This is a genomic window from Burkholderia aenigmatica (assembly GCF_048627025.1).
GTDB lineage: Bacteria > Pseudomonadota > Gammaproteobacteria > Burkholderiales > Burkholderiaceae > Burkholderia > Burkholderia aenigmatica.
In genome coordinates this window covers 245,461-257,839 of sequence record NZ_CP184469.1, presented here as the reverse complement: position 1 = coordinate 257,839, position 12,379 = coordinate 245,461, and the positions used below count along the sequence as shown (strand labels likewise).

At 66.3% G+C, this 12,379-nt stretch carries 12 protein-coding genes and 1 pseudogene; 3 read left to right on the top strand and 10 right to left on the bottom strand.

The annotated features are described in order from the left end of the window. Window positions 1–15 precede the first annotated feature (15 nt). Window positions 16–705 (bottom strand): alpha/beta fold hydrolase, encoded by a 690-nt coding sequence (locus ACN8ZM_RS18135; RefSeq protein ID WP_420211947.1) that lies wholly within the window; start codon window positions 703–705, stop codon window positions 16–18. A 289-nt stretch (window positions 706–994) separates the two neighbouring features. On the opposite strand from ACN8ZM_RS18135, the gene ACN8ZM_RS18130 reads away from it, so the two are divergent. Then, window positions 995–2,209, top strand: a complete 1,215-nt coding sequence (locus ACN8ZM_RS18130) for an MFS transporter (RefSeq protein WP_420211946.1) — start codon at window positions 995–997, stop codon at window positions 2,207–2,209. Between the two features lie 86 nt (window positions 2,210–2,295). Next, a pseudogene (locus tag ACN8ZM_RS18125) lies at window positions 2,296–2,376 on the top strand (XRE family transcriptional regulator); the annotation flags it as partial. Between the two features lie 62 nt (window positions 2,377–2,438). On the opposite strand, the gene ACN8ZM_RS18120 reads toward ACN8ZM_RS18125, so the two are convergent. The 8 genes from ACN8ZM_RS18120 to ACN8ZM_RS18085 form a co-directional block, all read right to left on the bottom strand. Beyond that, window positions 2,439–2,642, bottom strand: coding sequence for an ExbD/TolR family protein (locus ACN8ZM_RS18120; RefSeq protein WP_420211945.1), 204 nt, complete (start codon window positions 2,640–2,642; stop codon window positions 2,439–2,441). After that, window positions 2,639–2,830, bottom strand: coding sequence for a hypothetical protein (locus ACN8ZM_RS18115; protein ID WP_420211944.1), 192 nt, complete (start codon window positions 2,828–2,830; stop codon window positions 2,639–2,641). The genes ACN8ZM_RS18120 and ACN8ZM_RS18115 overlap by 4 nt, the downstream gene beginning before the upstream one ends. A gap of 249 nt (window positions 2,831–3,079) precedes the next feature. Next, window positions 3,080–4,216 (bottom strand): pyrroloquinoline quinone biosynthesis protein PqqE, encoded by a 1,137-nt coding sequence (pqqE, locus tag ACN8ZM_RS18110; RefSeq protein WP_420211943.1) that lies wholly within the window; start codon window positions 4,214–4,216, stop codon window positions 3,080–3,082. A gap of 1 nt (window position 4,217) precedes the next feature. Continuing rightward, window positions 4,218–4,499, bottom strand: a complete 282-nt coding sequence (pqqD, locus tag ACN8ZM_RS18105; protein ID WP_420211942.1) for a pyrroloquinoline quinone biosynthesis peptide chaperone PqqD — start codon at window positions 4,497–4,499, stop codon at window positions 4,218–4,220. Then, complete coding sequence (pqqC, locus tag ACN8ZM_RS18100) at window positions 4,496–5,215, bottom strand: pyrroloquinoline-quinone synthase PqqC (RefSeq protein ID WP_420211941.1); 720 nt, start codon at window positions 5,213–5,215, stop codon at window positions 4,496–4,498. Before pqqC ends, pqqD begins: the two co-directional genes overlap by 4 nt. A gap of 2 nt (window positions 5,216–5,217) precedes the next feature. Continuing rightward, window positions 5,218–6,141, bottom strand: a complete 924-nt coding sequence (gene pqqB / locus ACN8ZM_RS18095; RefSeq protein WP_420211940.1) for a pyrroloquinoline quinone biosynthesis protein PqqB — start codon at window positions 6,139–6,141, stop codon at window positions 5,218–5,220. 60 nt (window positions 6,142–6,201) lie between these two features. Beyond that, window positions 6,202–6,276, bottom strand: coding sequence for a pyrroloquinoline quinone precursor peptide PqqA (gene pqqA, locus ACN8ZM_RS18090; RefSeq protein WP_175021319.1), 75 nt, complete (start codon window positions 6,274–6,276; stop codon window positions 6,202–6,204). Window positions 6,277–6,597: 321 nt separating this feature from the next. Beyond that, window positions 6,598–8,625, bottom strand: a complete 2,028-nt coding sequence (locus tag ACN8ZM_RS18085) for a sigma-54-dependent Fis family transcriptional regulator (protein WP_420211939.1) — start codon at window positions 8,623–8,625, stop codon at window positions 6,598–6,600. Window positions 8,626–8,939: 314 nt separating this feature from the next. Between ACN8ZM_RS18085 and ACN8ZM_RS18080 the strand changes: the two genes are divergently transcribed. Beyond that, window positions 8,940–9,956 carry an alpha/beta fold hydrolase gene (locus ACN8ZM_RS18080; protein ID WP_420211938.1) on the top strand — a complete coding sequence of 339 codons (1,017 nt, stop codon included), beginning with the start codon at window positions 8,940–8,942 and terminating at the stop codon, window positions 9,954–9,956. A 70-nt stretch (window positions 9,957–10,026) separates the two neighbouring features. Here ACN8ZM_RS18080 and ACN8ZM_RS18075 read toward each other — a convergent pair whose 3' ends face one another. Then, entirely contained in the window at window positions 10,027–12,372 is a 2,346-nt protein-coding gene (locus ACN8ZM_RS18075; RefSeq protein ID WP_420211937.1) for a TonB-dependent receptor, read from the bottom strand. Window positions 12,373–12,379: the final 7 nt, after the last annotated feature.

The window sequence follows — 12,379 nt, the reverse complement described above, 5'->3', positions numbered from 1 at the left end:
GTTCCCGCGCACGATTCACCCCAGCACCGACTCCCTCAACCACTCACGCGCGATCGCCGTGCATTGCGAAGGCCGCTCCAGAGTCGGGAAATGACCGCATCCGTCGATCGCCTCGAATCGGGCATGCGGCATCAGGCTGGCGATGCGCTGGCCAACGTCGACGGGCACGAAGCGATCCGCAGCCCCCCAGATGAGCAACGCAGGAACCTGACTCGACGCCAGCGTCGACCAATGATCCGAGCGCGTCAGCGTGGCATCGGATTGTCGCGCAAACTGCTCCGCTCCGGCATCGCGGGCCATCTGCACGAACGCAGCCCGTGACCCGCCGTCGTGCGCCGGAATCGCCTGCTCGGCGAACTCCGCAATCACCCGCTCGTGCTCTCCGGCGCGAATTCGCCGGCTGGTGGCACGAACAGCGTCCGGATCCGGATGAGCGCCAGGCTGACAATTCATCAGCCAGAGTCCGCGAACGCGATCCGGCGCTCTCGCGAGCACTTCCATCGCGAGACATCCGCCATATGCCGTGCCGGCAAGAATGAACGCACCGCTTGTCGATGCCAGGAGCTGCTCGGCACTCTCCGCAAAGGTTGCATGCGCGAGTATCTTCACGGTCGGCGAAGCAAGATCCTTCAGCGCGTCGATCTGGTCGGCATACAGGCGGCCGTCGCACGGCATCGCGGGTAGAAATATGAGCGGTAGCAACATCGGAATGATTCAAGCAGGTAGTTGATCGCGTTTCGAAACCATCCAACGTAATCTCAATCGACTTCAAGTTTATGAGCCCAAGCTCATCAGCGACGGCCGGAACTGTGCAGAAGAAAATCGGCGTCACTGTACATTTCATCCCGCTTCCACCTAAAACACAATGCCCGTCAGGCTCGGGATCATAAAATCCGGAAGGGCCTTCTGTATGCCATATGCGGGTATAAGACGATCAAAGAAATCCGGCCCGCTCGAGGCATCACGGCGGCGATAAAAACTGGACGCCAACGCCATGAACACCTCCGCTGACCCGCTTCCGTCGTCGCTCGCCGCTGCCACGTTCGTTCCATTCCTCATCGCGAGCGTCGCGCTTGCCGCCGCCTACGGCGCCAGCTTTCTCCTCTCCGAGCATTTGCGTCAGAGCGGCCTGGATTCGTCGATGGCCGGCGCCGTGATCTCGACCGGCATCCTGACCATGATCGTCAGTTCTCTTGTCGCCGGATGGGTAGCACAACGAATCGGCCTGATGTCGACCATCGTGGCCGCCGCTGCCGTCATGGCCCTTTCCATGCTCGCGTTCAGCCTGGCAGCGCACGATTTGAGGATCGCATTCATCGGCGGCCTGCTTCTGGGAATGGGATGGTCGGCTTTTTACATACTCGCGCCACTTCAAATCATTCATCACCTCAGGCCCTCCGCGCGGATCAAATACCTGACCTTGCTGTCCGGCGGTCAAATGATCGGGCTGGGTCTCGCATCACCGATCGGCCATTTCGTCGCCAGCCGCTCCGGTTCTTACGCCATCGTCTACGCAGGCCTGGCGTGTCTCTGCGTGATTGCCGCCATCGCATTTTCGATTGTCCGAAAGCGGGCGGAACGCCTACCCCACCCGCCCGCAGATGCAACCGGCCTGACCGCCGCGCGGGTTGCCGAGATACTGCGCCATGCCACCCGGCTGCCGATCATCATGATCGGACTCGCCGCATGTGTCTTTTCCGCGTTGTCGAATTTTCAGGCGATCTATGCGGAGTCGCGACACCTGTCGCCCGATCTCTTTTTCGTGACATTCACGTTGACGACCGTCTTCTGCCGATTCACGCTGGCGCAGACGATCAGCCGATTGCCGGTCCGAAAGCTCGCCTTCACGCTGTTCGCGATGACGCTCGTGGCGCTGGTCATTTTTGTGTCCAATCCGGGCAGCGAAGTCCTGTACGTGATCGGCTCGTTCATCTTCGCGATCGGCTACGGACTCAGCTACTCCACCTTGAACGGCATGGCGGTCAATCTCGCCAGCGAAAAGGGATTGTCCGCATCAGCAAGCTCGCAAGTCTTCACGATCGCCTACTTCACGGGCCTGTTCGGGTTTCCGTACGTAGCGGGCGTATTGGTGACCCACGGCGGGGTGAACTGGATGATCGTCGCAACGATCGCCGTCGTCGTCATCAACTTGCTGATGCTCACTCGCACGGGTCTTCGCCGCGAAAACGCGCAGATCGCGGCACGCTGACCGCGAATGCGCGCTACGGATACAGATACAGCGCCTATTGCTCCAACCCGACCGCCAGCGGCCGCTGGTCGCTACGCCCGCGATATGGGTCGGACGAGCACGGGCGCGCGCTGCTGGTTGTCATCCAGGGGTTGAAGGGGCTGCAGGCGAAGGCGGATGATGGGTAACGTCGCGGCCGGGCGGCGCCGTCAGGTCGCGTCGTGCGGCCGCAGCAGCGGAGCGCCGCGCGCTAGCGGCCGAGTGCGTGATCGGTGACGAAACCGACCTTCGCAAGGCCGGCTGCCCGTGCCGCCGACAGCAACTTCGCAACGCTGTCGTAACAGGCCGCGCGATCGGCCGACCGGCGCACTTCCGGTCGGGACGCGGCGCGCGCCGCCGCGGCAAGACGCACCTGCCGTTCGGCACCGGACACCGGATGCGCGCCCCGGCTCACGCCGCCGCGTGTGTCTGCGTGGCGCCGGACGCCGCATCGTGATGCACCACCTCGCGCCGCTCGACCGCCGTCGCGAACGGCACCGGCCGCAGCGACGCAAGTGCATCATGTGCGCGCTGCCGGGCTCGAACCGGTGCGACCGGTTCGCATGCGAACGGTACGAATACGCCCGCAGGCAGCACACTCATGACAGCCACGGCCGATGCCACGCGCATGCCGCGGCAACCGGGACGACCGCGGACGTAACGGCAGGTCCCGCCCGTCCCTCGCGCATCGAAGGCAGCCGTGCTCAACACGCCCTCTATCCGGTGTTCTATCACCGCCGCCCGGACGCGACACGTCGCCGCCATGAAGAGGACTGCGTATCGAATGCCACGATCTTCATCGCTTTGCCCTGCCCCGCGCCTTCCCGTCGTCGTCTTCACCGCACTCCGTCATCAGTCGCTCGCTGTCCCGCATCGCGCAAGCGAATTCTCCCGGCTGCGAAACACCATCGGCTGTTCGTCGCGCGGCTCGCGACGTCGCGCGAATTGCACGGTCTGCTCGACCTGGCCGTGGTGCGGGGACTTCTCGCACACCGGATCAGCCGCCTTCGGATCGCCGGCCAGCAGATAGGCCTGGCACCGGCAACCGCCGTGATCCGCATGCCGCTCGTCGCATGTGCGACACGGCTCGCGCATCCAGTCGTCGCCGCGAAACGCGTTGAATGCGTCGCTGTCGTACCAGATTTCCCGCAGCGACCGGTCGCGCACGTTCGGCAGCGTGAGTCCGGGCAGCGACCGCGCGGCATGACACGGCAGCGCTGTGCCGTCCGGCGCAACGCCCAGGAACACCGAGCCCCAGCCATTCATGCATGCCTTCGGGCGCCGCTCGAAATAGTCGGGCACGACGAACAGGATCTTGCAGCGCTCGCCCACCAGCTTGCGATAGCGATTGACCGTTTCCTCGGCCTCGCGCACCTGCTCGACGGTCGGCATCAACTGGTCTCGGTTCAGCATCGCCCAGCCGTAGTACTGCGTGTTCGCGAGCTCCAGGTAATCGGCACCCAGGTCGAGCGCCATCTCGATGATCTGTCCCACGTGCGGCAGGTTGTAGCGATGCAGCACGCAGTTGAGCACCATCGGGTAGCCGTGCGCCTTGATCAGCCGCGCAACGCTGCGCTTCAGCTCGAACGTGCGGGTGCTGCTCAGGAAATCGTTCAGCTCGCGCGTCGAATCCTGCAGCGACAGCTGGATGTGATCGAGCCCGGCCGCCTTGAGCCGCTCGATGCGCGCAATGTTCAGCCCGATGCCCGACGTGATCAGGTTCGTATAGAAGCCCAGCCCGCGCGCATGCGCGACGAGCGTCTCGAGGTCGCCGCGTTGCAGCGGTTCGCCGCCCGAGAAGCCGATCTGCGCGGCGCCGAGCGCGCGCGCATCGTTGATGACCGCGCGCCACGCATCGGTATCGAGTTCCGCGCCGTGCGCCGCGAAGTCGACGGGGTTGTAGCAGAACGCGCAGTGCAGCGGGCAACGGTACGTGAGTTCCGCGAGCAGCCACAGCGGCGCGGACGGACGGGACGTGTCGGGAACCATATCAGTCGAGCCAGCCGCGCAGTCGCGCATGATCGAGGAAACGGTAGACGTCGGTCGCGAGGTCCGATTGGCTGAACAGGTGCTCGAGTTCGCCAATGATGTCGTCCAGTTCGCGCGTGCCGTCGCAGCGCGCGAGAATCTCGCCCGCACTCGGGTTGAGCTTGACCATTCCCTCCGGATAGAGGAGCACGTACGCATCCTGGGCCGCCTCCCATTGCAGGCGGTACATGCCACTGAGACAGGGGCGCAGCGGTACGCCGCTAGCGGCTTCGATCGCGTTCATAGGGGGTAGGCCTTTTCGACGGCGTCGAGCATCGACCACAGAATGTCGAGCTTGAATTGCAGAATGCCGAGCGCGCGCTGCTGCGCTTCCGGTGTCGTGAAATGCTGCAGCGTCACGGCGAGACCATGCTCGACGTCGCGCTGCGCGAGCGGGACGCGGCTGCGGAAGTAATGCAGCCCGGCCGGCTCTATCCACGGGTAATGCGACGGCCAGCCCGCGAGGCGGTCGAGATGGATTTGCGGCGCGAACATCTCGGTCAGCGACGAGCACACGGCTTCCTGCCATGGCGCGCGCCGCGCGAAGTTCACGTAGGCGTCCACCGCGAAACGCACGCCGGGCAACACGTGTTCGAGCGACCACAGTTCGGCGCGCGCGAGACCGCATGCCTCGCCGAGCCGTACCCACGCCTCGATGCCGCCTTCGTTGTCGCCCTGCCCGTCGTGATCGACCAGCCGCTGAATCCAGCGGCGGCGCGTGTCACGGTCGGGGCAGTTCGACAGGATCGCCGCATCCTTGAGCGGAATGTTGATCTGGTAGTAGAAGCGGTTTGCCACCCAGCCGCGGATCTGCGCGGGCGAACAGGCGCCACTGTTGAGCCGTCGGTTGAACGGATGATGGATGTGATAGCGCGATTCGAGCGCACGCAGGCGCGCCTCGAATTCGGTCGCGATCCAGGGTGTTGTGTGCAACGCCGTAGCGGGAATCGGTGCGTTCATCGTCAGACCTGGAATTGCATTCCGTCGTGTGCGACGTCGATGCCGTGCGCACGCAGGAGCGCGTGCTCGACGGAATGCGGATCGAGAATCGGGTTCGTGTTGTTGATGTGCGTGAGCACCTTGCGCGTACGTGCGGGCAGCGTGTCGAGCCAGTCGATCATGCCGGGCCGCCCGTGTTCCGCGCACTGCGCGAGATGCCCCATATCGGCCGCGTGCTTGCCCGACAGGCCGAGATCGATCATTTCAGTCCCGGTCCAGAACGTGCCGTCCACCAGCACGAGATCGGCGCCGTCCATGGCCGCACGTACGTCGTCGGTGACTGCCGCGAGCCCTGGCGCATAGAACGCGCGGCGGCCGCTCGCGACATCTTCGATCGACAGCGCGACGTTGTCCCCGGGTGCGGCCGACGCGCGCCGCGGCGAATAAGGCGGCGCCTTGCTGTCGACGGAAATCGCGGTGAAACGGATCCCGCGCGCCGCCGGCACCTCGAACGGCTCGCCGAGCGTGATCGTGTGAGCGGCGACGCCGCAGTAATGACCCAGCAGCGGCACGAGCGGCAAGCCGGTCGACAAGTCGTCGAGCACGGGTGCGCTCGCGTAAAGCGGCAACGGCGTCGATCGCTCGCGCAGCATCAGCAGGCCCGTCACGTGATCGATCTGCGCATCGCACAGCACGACGGCAGCGATGCCGCTGTCGCGGATCGCGCGCGCCGGTTGCAGGTCCGGATCCGCGCGCAACTGCGAAAGAATGTCGGGTGACGCATTGACGAGGATCCAGTCGATGCCGTCGTCGCTGACCGCGATCGACGACTGTGTGCGCGGCAGCACGTGGCCGCTTCCGCTGCGCGCACGGCGACAGTTCGCGCAATTGCAGTTCCATTGCGGCAGGCCGCCGCCGGCTCCCGAGCCGAGTATCTTGATCTTCATGGGCGTCAGTTCCCGAGGCCGCCCGCGCCGACACGGCGAAACGGGCGGCACGCGCGGCGATCAGCGGTTGGCGATGTACATCGTGATTTCGAAGCCGAAGCGCAGGTCGGTGTAAGTCGGTGTCGTCCACTGCATGATGTGTCTCCTGATTGAGTTGATGAGTTGCCTGGTGAGTCGAACAACCGCGGAAATCGGGCGGTCGGTTCCTCTTCAGCAAGGAGCGTGCCGAAACCGGACGTTGGCCGCCCGGCGGCGGCAACCGGCCGTCATTCGGGCATCGGGATGAGATTCTTACGAATAGCCGACACGATTCATACGGATAGGGCCCGCCGCCCCGGCGCCAGGATGCGCGGGGGGAGCAACAGGTGTTGAATCGTTGAACACCGGTGTTGCAACTTGGCACACCGGCTGTGACAGGGCGCGCTGCGCGCCGGCCGCGATCCCGCGTCCTGCGCGTCAGCTTTCGTCCGACGGGTGGCGCTCCGCGTCGGCGGCCGGCATCTTCCGGTAGATCGTGTTGCGCGAGACGCCGAGCGCGCGCGCCGCGGCGGACACGTTTCCGCCATGACGGGCGAGCGCGGCGGCGATCGCAGACGCGGCAACGTCCTGCAGGCGCGCGTCGGCCGGCGGGAACGCGTCCACGACGGACGATCCGGCAGACGGATCGTGCACGGCCTGCGCAACCTGGGCGGCCTGCGCGTCGCCGCGGCGCAGGTCGTCGAAGAAGTCGTCCGGCAGGTGCTCGCGCCGGATTTCACCATCGTCGTCGACCATTGCCGCCGCCGTGCGCAACAGGTTGCCGAGCTGGCGAAAGTTGCCGGGCCACATGCAGCGCACGAACAGCGCCATCACGTCAGGCGCGACGGACAGCGGCGGTCGGTCCGGCCCCGCGAACGCCTCCCGTTGCAGCATCTTTTGCACGACCACCGCGATATCCGTGCGGTCGCGCAACGGCGGCAGGCGCACCACGAGGCCATTCAGCCGGTAGTAGAGATCCTCGCGAAAGCGGTTCTGCGCAATCATGTCGCGCAAATCGCGATGCGTCGCGCAGATGATCGCGATGTCCACGGCGATCGTCTTCGTCGAACCGAGCGGGTTGACGAGGCGCTCCTGCAGCACGCGCAGCAGCCGCACCTGCAGCGGATACGGCATGTCGCCGATCTCGTCGAGGAACAACGTGCCGCCGTTCGCCTGCAGCAGCTTGCCGATCGCCCCCTTGCGACGTGCGCCGGTGAATGCGCCTTCCTCGTAGCCGAACAGCTCGGACTCGATCAGCGCCTCCGGGATCGACGCGCAGTTGACCGCGACAAACGGCGCGTCTCGCCGCGGCGAGTCGTTGTGGATCGCCTGTGCGAGCAGTTCCTTGCCGGTGCCGGTCTCGCCGGTGATCAGGATCGGAATGTCCTTGCCGATCACCTTGCGCACCTTCGCGATCACGCATGCGACCTGCGAATCGCCGGTGTCGAGATAGTTGAGCCGCGACAGGCCGGCCGACGTGCCCGCCGCCGGCGCAGGCACCGCATTCGCGCGCGCGGTTGGCCCGAGCGCATCGTGGACGTCCGTTGGCCTGCTGCCTTCGGCGAGCGTCGCTCGCCGGAAGTGCACGCGCGCGCAAACCACCGCGCCGTTGCCGAGATTCAGCGTCAGGTGCCGGTCGGTGCTCGCGCGCATGCGGTCGATCAGCTGCGCGCTCGTAATGTCGAACAGCGACGACAGCGTGTGGGCACGCAGCGCGGCGAGCGGCATCCCGAGCTGGAACTGCGCGCTGCGATTGGCCGACAGGAAGCGACCGTCGGCGGTAAACGCGACGATCCCCTCCATCAGCGTGCCGAGGAACTCCGGGCGACCATGGAACGATACCTGCAGCGTCTCCTGAAAGGTCGTCGTAAACAGGTGATTCTCGATCATCTGCACCGACATCTTCGCGAGCGCCATCGTGTGCTGGTGATAGCTGCGGTGGTCGCCGGTCACGTCGAGCACGCCGATCGCGTCGCCGTACGGATCGAGGATCGGCACGCTCGAACAGGTCAGGAAACGGTTCGCGGCCAGGAAGTGCTGGTCGCCATGGACGACCATCGGGCACAGTTCGGCAAGTGCCGTACCGATCGCATTGGTGCCCTGCCGGTTCTCGGCCCAGTTTGCGCCCGGGCGCAGCGCCACCTTCTCCGCGCGGCGCAGAAAATCATCGTCGCCGATCGAATGCAGGATCAGCCCTTCCGCGTCGGTCAACACGATCATGCTCGCCGTGTTGACGATCTGCTCGTGCAGCGTTTCCATCACCGGCATCGCATGCACGCACAGTACCCGGCTCTGCTCGCGCTTGAGCACCAGCGCCGAGCTCGGCAGCACGTCGTAGTCGGGCTGTGCCGATACCTGCAGGCCAAAGGTCTCCGATCGCTCGTGGGCCTTCTGGATCGACGGCGCAGGCCAGCCGGCGGGATGCGCGGCCCGTGATCCGGCCGCCTGCTCCATGTCATCGCGCATTGTCTCCTCCGGGGGATCCTTCCGGTCATTTGCCGGACTCTTTGCCGTCATTGCAAGCAAGCATCGGGCCACGCCGGCGTCACGCCCGAATTGAAAGCAGGACGTAATACGCGATTCGGGCGCGACCGTGCGGGCCGGGTCACGCGACGGGCCGGCTTCGTGATACCGCGATTTCCGGACGCGTGACTACCCGTGTGAATCCCGATCATCGCGGCTGGCCCGTTTCTGGCTTTGTCGCAGATCACCCCCTGCGACCGCCCGGGCACCCGCACGGCCGCGTGACGGTTACCCCGATCCCAGCGAGCCCCATCGACATGACACACCGCCCGATTCGATCCACGCCGCCGCCCGCGATGCGGACCTTGCCCGACCCGCCGGCGTCGCCGGCCGCGCCCGCTGCCCACCGCCTGCGGCGCGATGGGCAATCGATCGCGTTCGCCGTGGCCGGCGCCGCGCACGGCCACCCGGTCGTCGTGCTGCACGGCGGGCCCGGCAGCGGCAGCCAGGCCGGCATCCTGCGGCTGTTCGACCTGACGCGCGTGCGCGTCGTGCTGGTCGATCAGCGCGGCGCGGGGGCATCTGCACCGCGCGGCGGTACGCGTCACAACAGCACCGCGCGGCTGATCGGCGATCTGGAGGCAGTGCGCCATCAACTCGGCGTTGCGCGCTGGGGCGTCGTCGGTGGATCGTGGGGCGCCGCGCTCGCTCTCGCCTATGCGGGCACGCATTCCGCGCGGGTGACCGGCGTCGTACTGCGCGGCCTGTTCCTGACGTCGCCGCGCGAAGTCCGCCGGCTGTTCATCACGTCGCGCACGCGCGCGCCGCGCGAATGGCGGCGCCTGCATGCAGCAGCCGGCGGCGGCCAGCCGGAGCGACTGCTGTCGTGCTGCGCGCGGCGGCTGCGCCGCGGCGCGAGCGCAGCACGGCAGCGCGCAGTGGCGCTCGCGTGGCACGCGTACGAAGACGCCGTCCTCGCATCGGCGCAGACACGCCGCTCGCCCGCGCGGGCGATCCGCTCGGAGAAGACGGTCGGCAGACTGATCGACAAATACCGGATCCAGGCGCATTACCTGCAGCACGGTTGCTGGCTCGGCGAGCGCAGCGTGTTCGCGCTCGCGCGCCGGGCGGCACAGGCCGGTGTGCCGCTGTTCGCCGTGCACGGGATACACGATCCCGTTTGCCCGGCCGGCAACGCCGCCCGCCTCGCGCGTGCCGTACCCGAGGTCGAGATCGAACGCGTGCATGCCGGACATCTGGCAGGCGACCCGGCGTTGGCACGCAGCGTCGCACGCGCCGTGACTGCGATGTTCGCTACTGTCCCCTGTCCGTGACGGCTCATGCCGGGCGCAACCCAGCGCCTGCTCACGTCATGACGCGACAACAGGCGCGACCGCGTCACGCTCAATCCCATGCATAGCGCACACCGACCCACGCACCGCGCGGTGCACCCGGCCCGACGAACTGTTCGCTTACCGGACTGGTGCCGTCGAACGTGTGGTTCGGTCCGTTGAAGAAGTTCTGGCCGAGCGCGCCGAAGCTCGCGTAGCGTTTATCGAACAGATTCGTCACGCTCGCGAACACCTCGAACCGTTTCGTGATCCGGTAGCGCATGTCGAGATCGACGAGCACGTAGCCCGCGATCCTGCCGTTCACGTCCTGGTTGTTCTCGTCGCCGCGCGCGTACACGCCGCTGCGCCACGTGACGTTCGCGCCGATATCCCATGCGTGCGTCGCTGCGTAGTCGAGCCTCAGCTTCACCGTGTGCGCGGGAATGCCCGGAATGCGGTCGCCCGGCTTGACCTTCACGTTGCCGTCCGCGTCGGCCGCCGAATTCGCCGGGCTGTGTTCGGTCCACGACGAACGGTAGGTCGCATCGACATAGCTGTACGACAAGCCGACAGCGAGCGGGCCAAGCCGCGTGCGACCCGCAAGTTCGAGACCCTGCCGCCGCGTATCGCCGACATTGCGGAAATAGCCCTGCGCGCTTGCCGGACTGCTGATGAACTGGATGTCGTCGGTCAGTGTCGTGCGGTAGGCCGCGGCGCTCCAGGTCGTCGCCGCGCCGACGCGGCCGCGCAAGCCGGCTTCGAACGTCTTCGAGATCACCGGCCTGAGTGCCGGATCAGCGACGAAGTCGTTCGGCAGCGAACACGGTGCGGATGGGTCCGCGCAGGCCAGCTCGATCGCGGTCGGAGAGCGCATCCCTTCGTTGTACGCCGCATACGCGGTGAAGCCCGCGACCGGGTTCCAGTTGAGCCCGACCGCAGGGTTGAAGCGCGAGAACGTATGGTTGCCGTCGAGCAGCGGCTGCACACCGCTCTCGTCACCAATCTGCGCTTTCGACCAGTCATAGCGGCCCGACAGCGTCAGCGTCCAGTGCGGCGTCAGCGACAATGCGTCGCTCAGGTATACGCCGAGGTTCGCGTTGCGCGTTTTCGCGCGGGTCTGCTGGACGAAATCGCCGACGCCGACCGCCGCGCGGGTGTCGGTGAAGTACGCGTCCTGCGACGACGCGACGTAGCTCGAGTTCGCGATATCGACCGCGCCGCCCGCGATCAGACGGTTGGCCATCCCGCCGAGCTTGCCGAGCAGCGTGAGCTGCACGCTGCCGCCATAACTGTCGGTGACGATCGTCGATTGCGCATTGCTGCCCTGTACCGTGTCGACTACACCATCTTCGCCTGCGGATCCATAGTCCGTATTGTTGTTGCTGCTCGTATTGGCGTTTCTCAGGTGCCGGTAGTACGCGTTGCCGCTCAGCTCGACGTTTTCACCGAAAAACCGGTCGCCCGACAGCGTCAGGTACCCGGCGCTGTTGCGGTTCAGATCCGGATACGTGTACGCCTGCTTCGGATTACCAAGGAATGATCGCGGAATCGTCTGGGTGCCGTATAGCGTGTTGTCCGCGCCGCCGCCGGCGATCGACAGCGTCGTGTCCGCATCGACGTAGCGCAGCTTGCCGAACGCCTGCCGCACGCGGCTCGCGTTATGGTCCGCCCAGCCGCCGTCGTTCGCGACGTTAGCGGTTGCATAGTAGTCGAGGTTCGAGCCGATCGTCCCGCCCTGCTCGATGCCGACGGTCTTGCGTCCCCACGAGCCGCCCGACACCTCCGCTTCTCCGCCCGGGCTCGACTTGCCGTTCTTCGTCGTGATCGCGAGTGCGCCGCCGAGCGTATTGCGCCCGTAGACAGGATTGGATCCGGGAATCAGTTGCACCCGATCGATCGCCTGCTCGGGCAGGATGTCCCAGTTCACGACGTCGCCGAACGGCTCGTTCACGCGCACGCCGTCGACGAACACCGACATCCCCTGCGGCGTGCCCAGCAGCGGCGACGCCGTGAAACCACGATAGTTGACGTCCGTCTGGTACGGGTTGCCCTGCGCCTCCGAGATCGTCACGCTCTGCAGGTTCGCGGCGAAGAAGTCGGTCAGCGTCGCACGATGCTGTCGGTCGAGTTCCGCGCCACGCACCGTCTGTACGTTCCCCGGCACCTCCGACAGCGGCGTGCCGATTCCGAGCAGCGGCGTCGTACCGACGACGACGATCGCAGGCAACATGACGGCCGACGTTTGCGGCACGATGACCGCGGCCGGTGGCACGGCGCCGTCCGCCTGCTGCTGCGCATGCGCGCCACCGGGCGGCAAGCCGACCAGCGCGAGCGTGCCGAGGGCCGTACCGACGCGTCGTACCCGCCGGCCGCCTCGCATCGCACAGCGCCACCCGGATGCATATGGCCTCCTGATCATTTCCTTT